Origin of the sequence: Hydrocarboniclastica marina (assembly GCF_004851605.1) — a bacterium.
In the GTDB taxonomy this organism is placed as follows: domain Bacteria; phylum Pseudomonadota; class Gammaproteobacteria; order Pseudomonadales; family Oleiphilaceae; genus Hydrocarboniclastica; species Hydrocarboniclastica marina.
Genome location: NZ_CP031093.1, coordinates 3,260,226 through 3,279,202 on the forward strand (window position 1 = coordinate 3,260,226; position 18,977 = coordinate 3,279,202).

Below are 18,977 nucleotides of genomic sequence, written 5' to 3' on the forward strand. Positions count from 1 at the left end.
ACCCCCGAGCCAGGAGAAATGGCCATGTTGCAGACTGCGACTCCTCTCTATGACGATCTGATTCCCGGCGGATCCCACTGGTCCCTTATCATCCGGCGCGGTCACGTGCTCCGGCTGATTGATGAGACCGGCGGCGCCAGCCTCGGCATGTTGCTCTACAACCCAGAGAACACTCTGGAACGCTACAACATGCCCGACACCCTCAAGAACCAGCACACCTTTCACCTCACCCGGGGCCATGTTCTGTTCTCAGACATGGGTCGCGTATTTGCGTCCATAACCCGGGACGATCTCGGCTGGCATGATACCGTCAGCGGCACCAGCAATGCCGACCTGGTCGCGCGTCGCTGGGGCGAGAAAACGTACCAGCAGGCCCATAATCACTACCACCGCAATGGGCTTACCAGCTTTCTCAACGAACTTGCCAAGTTCGGCCTGGGCAAGAAAGACCTCACTGCCAATCTCAACTGGTTCAGCAAAGTGCAGACCGACGACGACGGCAACATGCGCTTCGTGCCAGAGCACTCCAGTGCCGGAGCTGTTGTCGACCTTCGCTTCGAGATGGACACCCTGGTGGTCATGCATACCTGCCCCCACCCGCTCGACACGGCGACCGAGTATCCCCGGCGCCCGGTGCGCTACCAACTCTTCACAGCCGCCAGCGTCAGCGATGCCGACCCGTGCAAGATCTCATCGCCGGAGGCCACGCGCGCCTTTGCCAACAACGCTCTTTATCACCTGATGCAGTAGGAGGAGTCCGGACATGATCAAGCCAAGTTCCCTGCAGCCGGAAGCCGCTGCATTCCGTGAAACCGTCCCGGCCGGCGAGTATTTCCTGAAAGTCGTGAAGGCGGGCCAGAGCGTGCGCATCCTCGACCTCGAAGGTAATCAGGCCGCCGATACCCTCTTCTACAACGCCTCCAACCCCAGCGAACGCTACAGCGCGGTCGACACCATCCGCGAGCAGGGCAACGTCTACCTGACGGCGGGCTCAAGACTGCTGTCTTCCGAAGGCAACCTGATGCTGGAAATCACCGCCGACACCTGCGGCCGCCACGATACGCTCGGTGGAGCCTGCGCCGCTGAAAGCAACACTACGCGCTACGCCCTGGAAAAAAAGTGTATGCACAGCTGCCGTGACAGCTGGCTGGTGGCGGTGACCGAGCACGAAGAACTCGGCATGAGCAAGCGGGACATTACCCACAACATCAACTTCTTCATGAACGTGCCGGTCACGGCCGAAGGTGGCCTGACCTTCGCGGATGGCATTTCTGACGCGGGCAAGTATGTCGAACTGAAGGCGGCCATGGACGTGCTGGTGATGATCTCCAACTGCCCCCAGCTCAACAATCCCTGCAATGCCTACAACCCCACACCGATCGAGGTGCTGGTATGGGAATGATCACTCAAGCTACGGCAGCGGCAGATCCAGCCGGGAACTCAGGCACAGGGATCAATAAGGTTCTTATCGCCAACCGGGGTGCCATCGCCTGTCGTATCATCCGTACCCTCACGGCTATGGGCGTCACATCGGTCGTGGTCTATGCCGAAGCCGATGCCGACTCGCTCCACGTCCGCCTCGCGGATGAAGCGCACTCCCTCGGCGAAGGCTCGGCGGCGGCGACCTACCTCGACCAGGACAAGCTGTTCGCGATTATCCGCAAGACCGGCGCGAAGGCCGTCCACCCCGGTTACGGCTTCCTCAGCGAGAATGCTGACTTTGCCCGCCGCTGTGACGCCGAAGGCGTTATCTTTCTCGGGCCGACCCCTGCACAAATGGAAGAGTTCGGCCTGAAACACACCGCGCGCGCCCTGGCAGAATCAGCCGATGTGCCGCTACTCCCAGGCACCGGTTTGCTCAACGGGATCGACGAGGCCCTGACCGAGGCCGACCGGATTGGCTATCCGGTCATGCTGAAAAGCACGGCCGGCGGCGGCGGCATTGGTATGTCGCGCTGTTACGGCCCGGATGACCTGGCCAAAACCTTCGAGTCGGTGCAGCGGCTAAGCCAGAACAATTTCAGCAACAGCGGTGTTTTCCTGGAGAAGTTCGTCCAGCACGCGCGCCATATCGAGGTGCAACTGTTCGGCGACGGCCAGGGCTCGGTGGTCGCGCTGGGTGAACGGGACTGTTCAGCCCAGCGCCGGAACCAGAAGGTCATCGAAGAGGCCCCCGCGCCCGGATTAACGGATCCCGTTCGCGAACGCATGCACGACACCGCACGCCAGCTGGGCCAGAGCATCGGTTACCGCAGCGCCGGCACGGTGGAATTCATCTACGACCCGGAAACGGCCGAGTTCTACTTCCTTGAGGTGAATACCCGGCTCCAGGTCGAACACGGCGTGACCGAACAGGTCTACGGCATCGATATCGTGCGCTGGATGGTCGAGCTCGGCGCGGGCACCCTCGGCGATCTGGATGCGCTGGCAGCCGACCTCAAGCCCAGCGGCCATGCCATCCAGGCGCGCCTCTACGCTGAGGATCCGAACAAGGATTTCCAGCCCAGCGCCGGGCTACTCACCCATGTCAGCTGGCCCGAGCAGGACAATCTGCGAATCGACCATTGGCTGCAACCCGGCATAGAAGTATCGCCCCTGTTCGACCCCATGCTGGCCAAGGTTATCGTTCACGAACCCGACCGCGAGCGTGCGCGGCAGAAACTGATTGCGGCACTGGACCAGACCCAGCTCTACGGGATCGAGACAAACCGGCGCTATGTCAGCCAGGTGCTCGCCGATGACCGTTTTATCGACGGCCGCGTATTCACCCGCACACTCAACGAGTTTGACTACGCGCCCAATACCCTGGACGTGATCAGCGGCGGCACACTCACCACGGTTCAGGACTACCCCGGCCGTATCGGCTACTGGGAAGTCGGCGTACCGCCTTCCGGCCCCTTCGACAGCTATTCGTTCCGGCTGGGCAACCGGCTCCTGGGCAATCCCGAAGGCGCCCCGGGGCTGGAAATCACCCTGCGCGGGCCGACCCTGAAGTTCAACCAGGCCACCCAGGTCGTGCTGGCCGGCGCCGAACTGGATTCTTGGCTGGATGAGGAACCGGTAGCCTTCTGGGAAGTTCTCAGCATTCCCGCCGGTGCCACCCTGAGAATCGGCTCAACCCAGGGCGCTGGCGCCCGTGCCTATGTACTGTTCCGCGGCGGGCTCGACTGTCCGGCCTACCTCACTTCCTGCAGCACCTTTACCCTGGGACAGTTCGGCGGCCATTGCGGCCGGGCGGTGCGCGCGGGCGATGTTCTTTCGCTCAGTGACCACCCTGAGGTGCCAGCCGGTGAGCTTGAGGAGGCACTGAAGCCCGCGATCGCCACCGCGTGGGAACTCCGCGTCACTTACGGGCCCCATGGCGCGCCTGACTACTTCACCCAGAAAGACATCGATACCTTCTTTGCAAGTGACTGGGAGATCCATTACAACTCCAGCCGCACCGGCGTCCGCCTGATCGGCCCGAAGCCCGAGTGGGCAAGGAGCGACGGCGGCGAGGCCGGCATGCACCCGTCGAACATCCACGACAATGCCTACGCCGTGGGCACGGTCGATTTCACCGGTGACATGCCCGTGATCCTCGGCCCTGACGGGCCCAGCCTGGGCGGTTTTGTCTGCCCGGTTACGGTGATCAGCGCCGATCTGTGGAAACTGGGCCAGCTCAAGGCCGGCGACAAGGTACGCTTTGTACCGGTGTCCCAGGATCAGGCCGTGGCCCTGCGGCGCAACCAGGACACATCAGTGGCCAACCTGGAACCCGGCACAAACGACATTACGCCAGTAACGCCGTCTTCACCGATCCTCGACGCGCTGGGCACGGACCAGCACGAAACCGGCGTCACCTACCGCGCCGCCGGTGACAACTATGTGCTGGTGGAGTACGGGCCCATGGCGCTCGACATCCGCCTGCGCTTCCGCGCCCACGCGCTGATGCTGTCGCTGCGGGACAAAGCGTTGCCGGGTATTCTGGAGCTGACCCCGGGCATTCGCTCGCTGCAGGTGCACTACGACAGCCAGACGCTGAGCCAGCGCGACCTGCTTGACGCCCTGATAGCGACCGAGCATGACCTGGAAAAGCAGCCCGAGTGGGATGTGCCCGCGCGCATCGTCCACCTGCCTCTGTCTTGGGATGACGCGGCCTGTCACACCGCCATCCAGAAATACATGCAATCGGTCCGTAAGGACGCGCCCTGGTGCCCCAGCAACCTGGAGTTCATCCGCCGCATCAACGGTCTCGACAGTATCGATGACGTCAAACGCACGGTGTTCGACGCCAGCTACCTGGTCATGGGCCTGGGCGATGTCTACCTGGGTGCCCCGGTCGCGACACCGCTGGACCCGCGCCACCGGCTGGTCACCACCAAGTACAACCCGGCCCGCACCTGGACGGCGGAAAACTCCGTCGGCATCGGTGGCGCCTACCTGTGCATTTACGGCATGGAAGGCCCTGGCGGCTACCAGTTCGTCGGCCGCACGCTACAGATGTGGAACCGCTACCGGCAAACGGATTACTTCGAAGCCGGCAAGCCCTGGCTGCTGCGGTTCTTTGATCAGATCCGTTTCTATGAGGTGGACGCCGACGAACTCCAGCAGATACGCCGCGACTTCCCTAACGGCGACTACCCCATCCGCATTGAAGAGACCCGCTTCAACCTGAAGGACTATGAAGCCTTCCTGGCTGACAACAGTGGCGAGATCGAAGCCTTCACCCGCCATCGCCAGCAGGCATTCGACCGAGAGCTGCAACGCTGGATCGAATCAGGGCAGATCAACTTCAGTTCAGAGGCGCCACTGGAAGCGGCCGGCGACGATGAATCCCTGGATCTACCCGAAGGTCAGCACGCGGTGGAATGTCATGTCGCCGGCAACCTGTGGGAGTGCCTGGCCAAAGCCGGTGACGAGGTCATCGCCCAGCGTCCGGTCGCGATTATCGAGTCAATGAAGATGGAGATTGAACTGCTCAGCCCGGTCAGTGGCCGGGTGGTTGAGGTCCGCCGGGAAGCGGGCCAGTCGGTTCAGCCCGGTTCAGTGGTGATGGTGATTGAAGAAGGCACAACAACACCAGGCTGATTATTTCACCTGGAAGCTCCACTCCAGAAGCCATTTTTTCCGAACGACAGTGCGTCACTTACAGAGCCTGCGCCGCAGGTAACGAGGAGAATGCCATGAAGCTATCGAACCTGATCAAACATACGGGTGCTGTGTTGGGCACCTGCGTATTGTTGGCCGGAGCGTCTACGGGCGCTGTTGCCGAAGAGCGCAAGTCCTTCAGTCTGGCCTGGACCATCTACGTGGGCTGGATGCCGTGGCAGTACGCCGAGGACAGCGGCATCATGAAAAAGTGGGCCGACAAGTACGACATCGACGTCGACATTGTCCAGGTCAACGACTACATCGAGTCGATCAACCAGTACACCGCGGGTCAGTTCGACGGCGTAGTCGCTACCAGCATGGATGCGCTATCTATTCCGGCGGCCTCGGGCGTCGACAGCACGGCGCTGATTGTCGGCGACTACTCCAACGGTAACGACGGGCTTGTGTCCAAGGACGCCAAAACGATCAAGGCGCTCAAAGGTACTACCGTGCACCTGGTCGAACTGTCGGTCTCCCATTACCTGCTGGTGCGGGCCCTCGACAGTGTGGGCCTGGAGGAGCGTGACATCAGTGTCGTCAACATATCCGATGCAGATCTGGTCTCTGCATTCCAGACCGACGACGTTCGCTCCGTCGCAACGTGGAACCCGTTACTGAGCGAAATCGTAGCCTTTCCTGAAGCTACCAAACTGTTCGACTCCAGCCAGATTGCCGGTCACATCAAGGACCTGGCCATCGTCAACACGCAGACTCTGGAAGAGAACCCGGAACTGGGTAAAGCCCTGGTCGGTGCCTGGTACGAAACCATGGCAATCATCTCGGCCGACGACAAAGCAGGGCAAGAAGCGCGCGCGGTACTGGGCCAGAGCTCCGGCACTGACCGCGAAGGTTACGAGGCCCAACTGGCGGCAACCCGCATGTTCTACAAGCCCGCCGCGGCCGTCGAGTTCATCAACAGCGACACCGCCCGTGAGGCGCTGGACAGCGTCCGTCAGTTCTCCTTCGAAAAAGGCTTGCTCGGCCAGGGAGCCATGAGCCCGGACTTTGTCGGCATTGAGTTCCCGGACGGCTCGGTCATGGGCGACAAGGGCAACGTCAACCTCCGGTTCAACGACAGCTTCATGAAGATGGCGGCCGACGACAAACTTTAGGCGTCAGACGGCTGCCGTCCAGCACGACCTGATCACAGAAGGATGTCTTTATGCGATTGATTAACCGCCACCCGGGCCGGGTCGCCGCAACCCTTCTGGGGCTGGCGCCGTTTCTGCTGATCATCGTGCTGTATGGCATGGCGTCGAAGGAACGGCTGGCTGAAAACCCCAATGACAAGCTGTTGCCGGGACTCGAACAGATGGTCGCGGGTGTGGATCGCATGGCCTTCCAGGAGGACCGCCGCAGCGGCGACTACCTGATGTGGATTGACACGGCGGCGAGCCTGGAGCGGCTCGCCATCGGCATGGTCATCGCCGCGGCGCTGGCCCTGCTGGTTGGCATCATCAACGGGACGCTGCCACTGGCCCGGGCCAATCTTTCACCGCTGGTGTCGGCTCTATCGATGATTCCGCCGCTGGCAATCCTGCCCATTCTCTTCATTGTGTTCGGACTGGGGGAGCTGTCCAAGGTCATGCTGATCGTTATCGGAACCGCCCCGATCATGATGCGGGATGTGGCCCAGCGGGTGCGGGAGTTGCCCCAGGAGCAGTTCATCAAGATCCAGACACTCGGCGCCAGTTCCTGGCAGCTGGTGACCCGGATGGTACTGCCGCAGGTCTTGCCGCGACTGATTGACTCTGTGCGCCTGAGCCTCGGCCCGGCCTGGCTGTTCCTGATCGCCGCCGAAGCAATCTCGGCTACCGAAGGGCTGGGCTACCGCATATTCCTGCTGCGCCGGTACATGGCGATGGACGTGATTCTGCCCTATGTCATCTGGATAACACTGCTGGCGATCGTCATCGACCAGTGCCTGCGCTTTGGCAACCGCAGACTGTTTCCCTGGTACAACGCAGGAGGTCACTGATGAGCTTCATAACCGTCGACAACCTGTGGAAAGAGTATGGCCCGACCGTGGTGCTGGAAAACCTCAGCCTGAACGTTGCCCAGGGCGAATTCTGTACCCTTGTGGGCGCGTCTGGATGCGGCAAGTCCACCTTCCTGAAAATGCTCCTGGGCCAGGAGCAGCCGAGTCGGGGTGCGCTCAAGCTGGAAGGCGAGACCTTTCCGCGCGAGCCTGACCGCAACCGGGGCATTGTCTTCCAGCGCTACTCGGTCTTCCCGCATCTGTCGGTACGGGAGAACGTATTACTGGGTCTGGAACTTGAACAGAAGCCGCTGTTGGCCAAGCTCTTCGGCACGGCCCGCCGGGAAGCGCTGGAGCAGGTCGATGCCATGCTTGAGTCGGTGGGCCTGAGCCAGGCCGCGCAAAAATGGCCCCATGAACTCTCCGGCGGGATGCAGCAGCGCCTCGCCATTGCCCAGTCGCTGATCATGCGCCCTCGCGTCTTGCTGCTGGATGAGCCTTTCGGGGCGCTCGATCCGGGCATTCGCGGCGACATGCACGACCTGCTGCTGCGTCTGTGGCAGGAGACCGGCACGACGATTTTCATGGTGACCCATGACCTTAAAGAAGGGTTCTACCTGGGCACCCGCCTGCTGGTGTTCGACAAGGTCCGCAACGACCCTCACCAGCCGGGGGCCTTCGGCGCCACCATCACCTATGACCTGCCCATCGGCCGCACCGACCGGAATCTCTACGAGACCATTGAACTGTCCGTAACCGAAACGGCCCGCAAACAGACGGCATGAGCCTACAACGGAGCGCCTGATGATCAATCTGGATATGAATGCCCTGCACCGGGCTTACCGCAGCGGCGAGCTGACACCCCGGGCCGTAATCAGCAGCCTGCTGGAGCGCGCCGAAACACTGCTGAACCACAACATCTGGATACACAGGGCGAGCCTGCAGGAGCTGACCCCCTACCTGGACCGGCTTGCAGAAAGCACAGTCGACCAGCTGCCGCTCTATGGCGTGCCCTTCGTAGTGAAGGACAACATCGATGTCGCCGGCATGCCGACTACAGCGGCGTGCGAAGCGTTCCGCTATGTGCCGCAGGCCCATGCGACCGTGGTCGCCCATCTGATCGAAGCCGGCGCCATCCCGCTCGGCAAAACCAACCTCGACCAATTCGCCACTGGCCTGGTCGGCACGCGCTCGCCCTGGGGGCCGTGCCATAACAGCTTTGACCCTGCCTATATCTCCGGCGGTTCCTCATCAGGTTCCGCCGTGGCGGTAGCCCTGGGCCTGGCCAGCTTTTCCCTGGGCACGGATACGGCCGGTTCCGGCCGGGTTCCGGCGGCGTTCAATAACCTGATCGGGCTGAAGCCCACCCTCGGCCGCCTGAGTGTGCGCGGCGTCGTGCCGGCCTGCCAATCGCTGGACTGCGTGTCGGTTTTTGCCCGGGACGCAGCCCAGGCCCAGAGCGTGCTGACTGTTCTGAGCCAGCCTGATCCCGACGATCCCTGGCAGCGCCCGATGCCGAGCGGGCGTCGTCCCTTCGCCGGGCAGTTCCGGCTTGGCGTACCACAAGCGGACCAGCTGGAGTTCGATGGAGACGATGATGCCGAAGCCCTGTTCCGGCAATCCATCGCACACCTCGAAGCCCTCGGCGGCGTTGCGGTGGAGGTAGACTTCCAGCCATTCACGGACGCGGCGCGCCTTCTCTACGAAGGCCCCTGGGTCGCCGAGCGCTACCTGGCCACCTCACCGCTGATAACAGAAAAGCCGGAAGCCCTTCTGGACGTCACCCGCAACATCATCAGCAAAGGCGCGGACGGCTCCGCAGCCGACACCTTCGCCGCGCAGTATCGGCTGAAGCAGTTGAAGCACCAGGCTGACCAGGTCTGGGCGCGGGTGGACCTGATCATGACACCCACCACGCCGACCGTTTATACCATTGCCGGGGTAGAGGCCGACCCGATCGGCCTTAACAGCAGGCTCGGCACCTACACCAACTTCATGAACCTGCTGGACTATGCAGCCGTTGCGGTTCCCGCGGGGTTTCGCAAAGACGGTCTGCCGCTGGGCAGCACCTTGTTTGCACCGGCGTTTCAGGACGAAGCGCTACTGGTGCTGGCAGCAAAATTACACAAGCGGACCGTGAAAACGGTCGGGGCTCTTGATGACACTCTCGATGATGTTCTGGATGATGCTCTGGCCAGCGAAGAACTGCTGGCAGGCACTTTGGACGTGCTGGTTTGCGGCGCACATCTGGAGGGGCTACCCCTTAACCATCAGCTCACCAGCCGCGATGGCGTTCTGGTTGAGTGCACGGAAACCTCAGCCGCTTATCGCATGCACCTGCTGGCGGGTGGGCCGCCCTTGAGGCCGGGCATGGTGCGGGACACTCAAGCTGGCAAAGCGTTGCCCGTCGAGATCTGGCGACTCCCCGCGGATCAGTTCGGCAGCTTTGTTGCCGGGATTCCGGCGCCGCTGGGCATTGGCAAAGTGGAGCTGGCGGACGGACGCTGGGTCTGCGGCTTTATCTGCGAACCTGTCGGTCTGGAAGGCGCGGAAGAAATCACCCACCTGGGTGGCTGGCGGGCGTTTCTGGCCAGCGTCGGCTAAGTTACCGGAACCGGCTCCAGCGGGAGGTCAGCGCAGGGCGGAAAGATTGATTCTTCGGCGCAAGCCCTCACATTAGAGGGTATCAGCCTAGCGAAGCCATCGATTCACCGGAGACTCTGTATGCCAGACCCCATCCAGTTCGCGTGCCCCCACTGCCTCGCGATGAACCGTGTGCCGCAGACGCGGCTGGGGGATAAACCCAACTGCGGCAAATGCAAACAGGGGCTGTTCGCGGGCGAACCCATAACGCTCACTGCCCGCAACTTTGACGCGATTGTCAGCCGCAGTGAATTACCGGTCGTTGTTGATTTCTGGGCGAGCTGGTGTGGCCCCTGCAAGGCCATGGCCCCGGTCTTTGCCCAGACCGCGGCGCAGATGGAACCCGGAATACGCTTTGCCAAACTTGAAACCGACGCCGAGCAAAGCCTTGCGGGCCGCTTCAATATCCGCAGTATTCCCACCCTGGTTGTTTTTCGTCAGGGCCGGGAGCTTGCGCGCCAGGCCGGGGCCGTACAGGGCAGCCAGCTCCGTCAGTGGCTGACACCGCACCTGCTCAAAACCGCCTGATCAGCTCAGCGTAACCGTTCATTGGCCGATAAGAATCATCTTGCCCGTGTCCGGGTCGCGGTAGACCTGGCCAAGGGACTCATAGCCCTGCCCGGCTTCACCAACACCCTCAGGCATCTCCGTCAGTTCCTGGCCCTGCCGCACAACCTGGGTTCGTTTTTGCGCTTGGCTCTGGAATTGACTCTGGAGCTGCCCCTGGAGTTGCTCGCTGCTGGCAAACAACGCAGCAATGAGCCCGCACGCGAACACGAGCATGATGTCGACCAGATTCGCCAACGGCCCAAGCGGCTCTTCGCTTTCACCGTCGAATCGGCTGCGCGTCAGGTTCCGGGTTCTCACGATTTCAGCTCCGCATAGCCTGAACTATCGGCCCTAGCACCGGGTGCGCCAGCCACCGGGGTCGTCTCTGCGCCCGCTACGTCTTGCTGAGCCTCCAAACGATCCAGTACCTGGTCATACCAGCGCCGTCTCAACCGGCCCAGGACGAAACCGACGATACCCACCAGCAAGCCCATCACGGTGGTATCGAACGCCACCGTAACCGCCTCCGCCAGCACCTCAAGTTCGCCGCGCCCAAGGGCGGCCAGACCCGGCCCCAGGGGGATCAGCGTGCCCATCAGCCCCAGCATGGGCCCGACCCGCGCCAACAGGTCGGCCCGCTCGATACGCCGGCGGCCCAGCGCGGCCACGGCATCCGGGTCACCCTGGCGCCCCAGCTTCGGCAATGCCAGCCAGCGCTCAGCCAGGGCGATTCCCGCTTCCCATATAGCGACGCCGACCGCAAGCATCAGTAACAACAGCACGGGGCCCAGCAGCCAGTCGACGAATTGATGGGTTAGATAACTCAGGCTATCAATCAGCATGGCGCCTCCCGGTATAGATGCCCTGAACGATACCGCCGGCGAGGAGCAAAACCAGCGCAAGCGCCAGCAGCCAGAAGACACGGGTGTCTGTTAGCGGGCTGGGCTCCTGCTCCTGCTCCTGCTCCTGCTCCTGCTTCTGATTGGCGGCTTCGCCGGACTGTGATTGATCCTGTTTTTCCACGGCACGCTCGGGGAGCGCTTCGTACTGCGCGGACGCCTGCTCGAGCTCGGTGATACGGGACGGCTCGGGCGGTGTAGGCGCACGCTGTACCTGCGCCGCTTCCCGGGCCTGCCGGAACTGCTCGCGTAGCGCCTCGTCCAACCGCGGTTCTACCCACGACAGCATCGGGTGGTCGGGACGGGTATGGCCACTGCCGGGAAGGCCGTTGGCTACCACGTGCCGGGCAAACTGTCCCGCCAGCTGGTCCAGCGTCTCGTTGTCCGCCGCCCAGAAGCCTTTATGCGCGGCCACCAGGAGGATGGCCTCCATGTTGGTTTTGACGTGCACGTTATGGCCCTGCTCCAGAAATTCGTCGAGGCCCAGGTCGTGGCTATCGTCAAGATAGACCTGCTTGACCTCGTCCCAGACCCAGCTTTTAACGATGTCCGGGTTGGTAACCTGCCAACCCCACAGATACTCCATGAACTCGCTGCCCATGGTACGGGCACCGGCGTAGTCGTGCTTCATCAGCGGCTCGAGCCAGGCCGGGCTGAGGTAGCGCCCGCGCAGCTCCTGCAGCAAGGCCACATCTAGCCGCTCGATATGGGCGTCGTCGGCGTTGGCATGCTGGATAACCCGGCCCTGGGGAGGGGTGCCACTGAGGGTTTCGACGGCAAGACTGAGGCCGCCCAGGTAGTCGAACGCGTCGTTGTTATCGATCAGGCCGTAGAGGTTGCTGGCGCGGCCGAGGTAGGTGTTGCGAACCGTCGCCAGCCCTTGTTTGAAGCTGTTATGGGCAGCAGCGCCGTTATAGTCGACCCCGTAGGCATGGCCCATGCGCTGCAGGTAGGCGTCGGCGATTTCCGAGCGGTCCTGCCAGGCGCCCGAGCGTTCTACCAGCCTGTTGACCCCGGCCCCGTAGGCCCCGGGTGCATCGCCGAAAATGCGCAGGCTCGCTTCACGACCGGCGCGTGCGGGCTCGACACCCTGTTCGATCTGAGCCTGCGCATCGGCGACCCAGTGCGCGGCCACGAGGTTATCCGCCAGCGCTTCGTTACCCGGATTGCGAAGCTCCCCAAGTGGCGCCAGGGCGCCCTCGAGCGCTTTGCTCAGGTCGGGGTACTGCTCCTGAATCGTGTGCGTCGCCCCGTCCAGCGCCAGCAACGACGCCCGGTCGAGCCACACCAGAAGGTTCGGATACAGATCCCGGAACAGGCCAGAGGTGGTAAAAAGCACATCACGACGCTCGTGACCCACCCGTTCAAGGCCGGCGACGATGCCCCGGCTGTTCCAGACTGGTTTTATACCCATCAGGCCCATACCGAACGCCACCATGGCGCCCTCGTCCCGGACCGTGTCCGACGCCCAGAGCACAACGGCTGAGCGGCCTTCCGGCTCACTGGTTTCCCGGGCTGAAACGGCCAGTTCCAGGCCCAGCTCATAGGCCAGCTTGGTCGGCATAACCCCGCCGTCCAGGGCGTGGAAATTACGGCCCGTGGGCAGTGCATCGGGGGAGCGAATCGGGTCGTTGCCCTTGCCGGGCCTGACGAAGCGGCCTTCAAGGGCCGCCGCCAGCGCCTGTCGCTCAGCCTGGGGCGAAACCGTGAGGGCGCCGCGGGCGTCCGGGGCTTCCATGGAGTCGAGCATGAGGTCGACAGCCTCAGCGGTCCAGTCCCGGCCAAAGATGTGCAGGCCGTGGGGCATGAAGGTTTCCTGCAGATCGGTCAGGTAATGGCCAATCTCATGGATCAGCATGGCCTCGTCCACATTCTCGTAGGTCAGACCCTCGATCCCGTGCTCCTCGGCAATGGTGCCAATGAGTTCGTCCTGCATTTCCAGGGCTTCGACCTTGCCGCGTATGCGCCGCATTGCGCGCTCCTGCAGGGCGGAATCGCCACCGGCGTCGGCCGCTTCCCAACTCTCGACCAGTTGCCGCAACTCCAGCAGCTCGTCGTACAGATCCGTGGTTTTCAGCGGCGGCGTAAGGTGGTCGACCATTACCGCCAGCCCCCGGCGTTTGGCCTGGATGCCTTCGCCGACGCCGTCGACGATGTAGGGATAGATACCGGGCACCGTTCCTGCAACCAGCAGCGGGTAATCATCCACCCCCAGGGCAGCGCGACGCCGGGGCAGGAACTCATAGGTCGAGTGCCGCCCCAGGTGAACCAGTGCGTCGGCTTTGAAGCGGTCCCTTAACCAGTGATAGAAGGCCAGGTACTGGTGTGTGGGCGCGATAGTGGTGTTGGCGTGCAGAAGTTCTTCGTTGACCTCCCAACCCCGGGGCGGCTGAGGCCCAATGAAGATATTGCCGAAGCGAAGGCCGGGCAGCAGGATATCGCCTTCGTAAGTCATGGTGTCACCCGGGGGCGGCCCCCAGCCTTTCAGGCCCTCGATGTCGGTGCGCACCAGCGCGGAAACCTGCTCGTCGGCCGCTGTCCAATCGCTGGACTCGCCCGCCAGCAGCGCCCGATCCAGGGTTTCAAGCTGGGTCAGCAACGCCAACGCCCGCTCCCGGGCGGAATGCTGAACCCCTTCGAGGAAATGATGAAGGTCTCCGACGATCCGGTCCAGCAGCGCCGTGCCCAGCTTGATTTCGCCGAGCTCAACAGCATTTCTGAGCTGAGCCTGAAGATAGCCCAGCGGCCCCTGGACCATCTCTCGCTGAACCGCTTCCGGCAGCGTTTCGAAGTAGTCGCCGTAGTCGTCAGCGCCAAGGCGCTCCACTTTACCGTGCATGGCCTTCAACACCTGACGGTCCTCGGGCAGATTGATGCCGCGATCCTGGATCATCTCCAGCAGGGCCTCCTCGGACGCGGGCAACTCACCGGTGTCATAGCCGTCATCTTTCAGCCGATGCAGAAGGTCCCACAGCGACGCCGGCACATCGAGGTTGTCCGCCCCGATGTTGTGGCGGCCCGGCGGGTGGTTGTAGTAAATGATGGCGACCCGTTTTTCCCTGTTGGGCAACTGCCGCAGACGACTCCAGCGCTGGGCACGCTCTGCCATCGCCGCTACCTGCCGGTCGACAGTCTGCAGAATCTGTAGCCGCAGGCCGGTCAGCGGGTGCGTCTGCTCTTCCCCGGCGGCAGCCAGCAACAGGGGCTGCGACGCCCCCTGAAGCTCAGGCATGGCCAGTTGGTAGTGCACTGAATCCCAGGGCATGCCGTCTTCAGAAATACGCCACTGGGCGGCCGTGCGGTCCATCAGGCGCATGCCCTTGAATAGCGGCACATCCAGCCGCTCCAGGGCTGCGGTGGCGGCCTCGCGCTCGCCGCCACCGCCAATCACAAAATCCTGCAGGCTGATGATACCGGCGAGCGCCGGGTATGCTTCCAGGGCTTCAAGCGCCGCGCGGCTAGCGGCGCCCCAGCGCGCGAGCAGGCCCAGACACTGTAGCTCGCGGGCGGCGAGTTCCCGGCAGATCGCTTCAAGCAGCGCCCGATTGCCGGCCTCGTCACCTGAGTCCAGGTCCAGCACCGCAATCAGTGGCTGGTCCTCAGCCAGTTCCGGCTGGTCCACGACCCCGCCATTCTGGTAGAAGCGAAGCGGCGGCTTAGGTTGTGGCCCGGGCACATTGTGGTCGAGCAACCAACCAAGCAGAGCCGCAAGGTTCCGGCTGCCCCGCCCTTCCCAATAAGCCTGCCCCTGCAGCCAGCGCGCCTGATCGGGGAAGCGACTGGAGAGGGTTTGAAGATGCGCCGCAGGGTCCTGGCCGGGCTCGGGATTGGCATGCAGGGTGTCGATATCATCGGCTGCGAGCCCTGCAAATACCGCCCGCCCTGAAAGCCGGGAACGAGTTACCAGCCGCCTGTCGGAATTGACCACGAGAATGTCTGCGTCCGGGGCGTCACTGTCGAGCAGGCGCTCAAGGCGGGGCACGATGTCGTCACCAAAGACCGCAGCCAGCAATACCACATCGGCGCTTTGCCATAGCGCCGTCAGTTCAGCGTCGCTGAGGCTGGCCAACTGGTCGGGCGTCCGCAGGACCAGCTCATCGCTACCGTATTGCTGGGCAAACAGATCAGCCCCGGCGGCCAGCGACGGCGCCGAGCGCTCCGATACCACCCCGAACAGGGTCTTGCCATTGCCGGTCAGAGGCATCAGAAGCAAGACGGCCAGGAGCCAGACGGTGGCTGAATTCAAAGGCAGCCAAACAGAACGCAATGTCATCAAAGCTCCTAAATACGCAGAAGGTCCCGCAACCAGGCCGTGTCGAGCCCTGCCACCACGGTGTCGGCAAGCCGGTCCAATTGCTGCAGCCGGTGGGCCTGATAATCCACCGCCTGCCCCTGAGCCGGCAGGCCAAGCTCAGCCAGCAGCGCCTCACAGGCTGACCTGTTATCAAAAATGCCGTGGACATAGCTGCCCATGATCTGCCGGTCCGCGCTGATGGCGCCGGCGTTTCTGCCGTCGATCAGCGCTAAAGGGCGTTCCAGCGCAGGACCGGTACTGACGCCGTTGTGGATCTCGTAGCCGCTGAAAGGGACCTCTGCCCCGGCCTTCAGGAGCAAGCCGCCACTGACGTTGGACAGCTGTTTGCCCGCCACCATGCGCGTTTCCATGTCCAGCAGGCCCAACCCGTCGGTCACGCCGGCTTGGCCTTCCACGCCGTCGGGATCCAGTACGCGCCGACCCAGCATCTGAAAGCCACCGCAAATGCCGAACAGTTTGCCGTCGTAGCGTAGATGCCTGGAGATCGCCTCGGGCCAGCCCTGCTCGCGCAGCCACTGGAGGTCGTGCCGGGTGCTTTTGCTGCCGGGGAGAATGATCAGATCCGCCGGCGGAATCGCTTCGCCCGGCCCGATAAACCGTAGCTTCACACCGGGGTGCAGCCGCAGCGGGTCGAAATCGTTGTGGTTGCTGATACGGGGCAGCACCGGAACAATCACCTTCAGGGCCCCGGCTTCGGCATACCCGCCGGCGCCGACACTGTCTTCCGCATCCAGCAGCAGCCCCTTCAGGTAAGGCAAAACACCCACCACAGGCTTACCGGTGTGTTCAGTGAGCCAGTCCAGCCCGGGTTCCAGCAGGGCCATGTCGCCGCGAAAGCGATTGATAATGAAACCCCGCGTGCGGGCCCGTTCTGATTCGGACAAAAGCGCAAGCGTGCCCACCAGCTGGGCAAAAACGCCGCCCCGGTCGATATCGCCTACGAGCAATACCGGGCAGTCCGCCGCTTCGGCGAAGCCCATGTTGGCAATATCGTTCTGCCGCAGGTTGATCTCGGCCGGGCTGCCGGCGCCTTCCACGATAATGACGTCGTAACGCTGGCGCAGGGATTCCCAGGCCGCCATGACCGACTTTTTGGCTTCGGCTTTGTAGGCGTGATAATCGAGGGCATCCATATTGCCGTGCACCTGCCCGCGCAGAATGACCTGGGCGCCGCAATCGCTCTGGGGCTTCAGCAGCACCGGGTTCATATCGCTGTGGGGCTCGAGACCGCAGGCCAGTGCCTGTAGCGCGGTGGAGCGCCCGATTTCCCCGCCGTCAGAGGTCACCGCGCTGTTGAGCGCCATGTTCTGCGGCTTGAACGGCGCCACCGCCACACCCTGGCGCGCCAGCCACCGACACAGCGCCGCAACCACCGTGCTCTTGCCGGCGTCGGAGGTGGTGCCCTGGATCATCAAGGTGGTCATCGATTTGCGGTCCGGTGAGGGTTATTCACGGCTCAGAGCTCGACGCCGGCCTGGGCCTTGATGCCCTGGTCCTTGAAGGCGTGCTTGACCACCTTCATCTCGGTCACGGTGTCTGCCAGCTCGATCAACTGTTTGGGCGCATAGCGCCCGGTCACGACCACATGCTGCATTTCCGGGCGGGCCTGCAGGTCGTCCAGCACTTCGTCCAGGTCGAGGTACTCGTGGCGCAACGCGATGTTCAGCTCATCCAGCAGGATCAGCTTGTAGCTGTCGTCCGCCAGCATATTTTTGACCACCTCCCAGGCGGCGCGGGCAGATTCTTCGTCCTGTTCGCGATTCTGCGTGTCCCAGGTATAGCCCTGCCCCATGACGTGGTAGTCCACACCGGGCTGGTCCCGAAAAAAGGCCTCCTCCCCGGTGCTGAACTTGCCCTTGATGAACTGCACCACGCCGACCTTCATGCCATGCCCCAGGGCGCGCGCCACCATGCCAAAGCCGGAGCTGCTCTTGCCCTTGCCCGGCCCGGTCAGCACCAGCAGCACACCCTGCTCTTTTTGCGCGCGTTCGATGCGCTGCTGCATGACTTTCTGCTTTGCCGCCATCCGGCGGGCGTGGCGTTCGGGCTCTTTGGCGTTCTCACGCATGGTCGTTTCCTCTGTTGTGTTCGTTGTGTCCGTTAAACAGGTCAGCTGTGTCCGTTGAACAGGTCAGCCACCAGTTGGGGGGCCGAGGGGAAGTAGCCGTGGAAGTAACTGGCGGTCAGGCTGCCGCACCGGTAGATGGCTTCGCCTTCGGTGCCCCTGAGCTTGCGGGCATGGGCTACGGGCGCCAGTGAGGTTTCCAGTTCTGAATGGTGGTAGGCGTGGCCGCGCAGTTCCTCATGGGCGCTGGCCCCAGCGCCGGCCATACCCTGCATGCCCAACCCTTTGAGGCGACCGGCCATGCGCGCCCGCCCCGGCATCAGGCCCAGCATGGCGTGCTCCTCGCCGTCGCCATCCTGCAGGGTCTCCACACAAGCCATCAGGCCGCCGCACTCGGCCAGGATCGGCTTGTTGGCGCGGTGATGGGCCTGGATAGCGCTGTTCAGAGGCGCGTTCGCCGCCAGCGTGGCGCCGTGCAGTTCCGGGTAGCCGCCGGGCAGCCAGAGCGCGTCAGCGTCCGGCAGCGTGCTGTCTGCCAGCGGCGAGAAAAACACCAGCTCCGCGCCCATGGCCTGGAGCAGGTCCAGGTTGGCGCGGTAGATAAAGGCAAAAGCGTTATCCCGGGCGATGGCGATGCGCCGGCCCGCCAGTAGCTGCGGTGGCGCATCGGGTACCGCGGCGCTGAGATCCACCTGCGCGGGTAACTGGTCAAGCCCGGCCTCGACCAGCACCGCCGCCGCGGCATCCAGCGACGCGTCCAGGTCCGGCAGTTCGCTGGCCTGCACCAGTCCCAGGTGCCGGTCGGGAATGGCGAAAGCCTCACTACGGGGAATGGCGCCAAGCAGGCTGATGCCCGGGGGCAGGCTTTCCCTGACCAGTTGCGCGTGGTAGGCGCTGCCCACGCGGTTGGCGATGACTTCCCGCACCTGGACATCGGGGCGATAGCTCGCCAGCCCCAGGGCTAACGCGCCGAAGGTCTGCCCCATGGCGCGGGCGTCCATCACCGGCAACGCGGGAATACCGCAGCTCACGGCCAGGTCCGCACTGCAGGGGTCGCCATCAAAAAGCCCCATGGAGCCTTCCACGAGGATCAGGTCCGCGTCCTGGGCTGCTTCGGCCAGGCGCCAGCGGATCTCATCGTCCCCGGTCATCCAGCCGTGTACCTGGTAGACCGGCGCGCCGGACGCGACTTCGAGCACCATGGGGTCGAGGTAATCCGGGCCGTGCTTGAACACGCGCACTTTGCGCCCGGCGTTGCGGTGCAACCGGGCCATGGCGGCAGTCACCATGGATTTGCCCTGGCCGGAGCCGGGGGCTGTGATCAGCGCAGCCGCGGTTCGGCCACCGACCTGTTCATGGCGCTGTTCTCGGCGTCGTTCATGATAGAGGGCCATT

Annotated in this window: 14 protein-coding genes; 8 read left to right on the forward strand and 6 right to left on the reverse strand. The window is 63.3% G+C overall.

Annotated elements, in window-relative coordinates:
- The first annotated feature begins 24 nt into the window (after positions 1 to 24).
- From soil367_RS14425 to trxC, 8 genes are all read left to right on the forward strand, one after another.
- Positions 25 to 750 carry an urea amidolyase associated protein UAAP1 gene (locus soil367_RS14425; RefSeq protein ID WP_246065328.1) on the forward strand — a complete coding sequence of 242 codons (726 nt, stop codon included), beginning with the start codon at positions 25 to 27 and terminating at the stop codon, positions 748 to 750.
- A 13-nt stretch (positions 751 to 763) separates the two neighbouring features.
- On the forward strand, positions 764 to 1,402 hold the full coding sequence (locus soil367_RS14430; RefSeq protein ID WP_136549758.1) for an urea amidolyase associated protein UAAP2: 639 nt from the start codon (positions 764 to 766) through the stop codon (positions 1,400 to 1,402).
- A complete protein-coding gene (gene uca, locus soil367_RS14435; protein WP_246065330.1) occupies positions 1,393 to 5,070 on the forward strand; it encodes an urea carboxylase in 3,678 nt (1,225 codons plus the stop codon). The genes soil367_RS14430 and uca overlap by 10 nt, the downstream gene beginning before the upstream one ends.
- 95 nt (positions 5,071 to 5,165) lie before the next feature.
- A complete protein-coding gene (locus soil367_RS14440; protein ID WP_136549759.1) occupies positions 5,166 to 6,245 on the forward strand; it encodes a putative urea ABC transporter substrate-binding protein in 1,080 nt (359 codons plus the stop codon).
- 50 nt (positions 6,246 to 6,295) lie between these two features.
- Complete coding sequence (locus tag soil367_RS14445) at positions 6,296 to 7,111, forward strand: ABC transporter permease (protein ID WP_136549760.1); 816 nt, start codon at positions 6,296 to 6,298, stop codon at positions 7,109 to 7,111.
- A complete protein-coding gene (locus soil367_RS14450) occupies positions 7,111 to 7,896 on the forward strand; it encodes an ABC transporter ATP-binding protein (RefSeq protein WP_136549761.1) in 786 nt (261 codons plus the stop codon). Before soil367_RS14445 ends, soil367_RS14450 begins: the two co-directional genes overlap by 1 nt.
- Before the next feature lie 19 nt (positions 7,897 to 7,915).
- Positions 7,916 to 9,715, forward strand: coding sequence for an allophanate hydrolase (atzF, locus tag soil367_RS14455; RefSeq protein ID WP_136549762.1), 1,800 nt, complete (start codon positions 7,916 to 7,918; stop codon positions 9,713 to 9,715).
- A 120-nt stretch (positions 9,716 to 9,835) separates the two neighbouring features.
- A complete protein-coding gene (gene trxC, locus soil367_RS14460; RefSeq protein WP_136549763.1) occupies positions 9,836 to 10,282 on the forward strand; it encodes a thioredoxin TrxC in 447 nt (148 codons plus the stop codon).
- Positions 10,283 to 10,300: 18 nt separating this feature from the next.
- On the opposite strand, the gene soil367_RS14465 is transcribed toward trxC, so the two are convergent.
- The 6 genes from soil367_RS14465 to soil367_RS14490 are packed head-to-tail and all read right to left on the reverse strand — an operon-like array spanning position 10,301 to position 18,976.
- Positions 10,301 to 10,621: a DUF2149 domain-containing protein gene (locus soil367_RS14465; RefSeq protein WP_216642728.1), complete on the reverse strand. Its 321-nt coding sequence runs from the start codon at positions 10,619 to 10,621 to the stop codon at positions 10,301 to 10,303.
- A complete protein-coding gene (locus soil367_RS14470) occupies positions 10,618 to 11,145 on the reverse strand; it encodes a MotA/TolQ/ExbB proton channel family protein (RefSeq protein ID WP_136549765.1) in 528 nt (175 codons plus the stop codon). Before soil367_RS14470 ends, soil367_RS14465 begins: the two co-directional genes overlap by 4 nt.
- A complete protein-coding gene (locus soil367_RS14475; RefSeq protein ID WP_216642729.1) occupies positions 11,135 to 15,475 on the reverse strand; it encodes a cobaltochelatase subunit CobN in 4,341 nt (1,446 codons plus the stop codon). The genes soil367_RS14470 and soil367_RS14475 overlap by 11 nt, the downstream gene beginning before the upstream one ends.
- 8 nt (positions 15,476 to 15,483) lie before the next feature.
- Positions 15,484 to 16,941: a cobyric acid synthase gene (locus tag soil367_RS14480; protein WP_136549766.1), complete on the reverse strand. Its 1,458-nt coding sequence runs from the start codon at positions 16,939 to 16,941 to the stop codon at positions 15,484 to 15,486.
- A gap of 32 nt (positions 16,942 to 16,973) precedes the next feature.
- On the reverse strand, positions 16,974 to 17,585 hold the full coding sequence (gene cobO, locus soil367_RS14485; RefSeq protein WP_136549767.1) for a cob(I)yrinic acid a,c-diamide adenosyltransferase: 612 nt from the start codon (positions 17,583 to 17,585) through the stop codon (positions 16,974 to 16,976).
- 41 nt (positions 17,586 to 17,626) lie between these two features.
- On the reverse strand, positions 17,627 to 18,976 hold the full coding sequence (locus soil367_RS14490; protein ID WP_136549768.1) for a cobyrinic acid a,c-diamide synthase CobB: 1,350 nt from the start codon (positions 18,974 to 18,976) through the stop codon (positions 17,627 to 17,629).
- Position 18,977 lies beyond the last annotated feature (1 nt).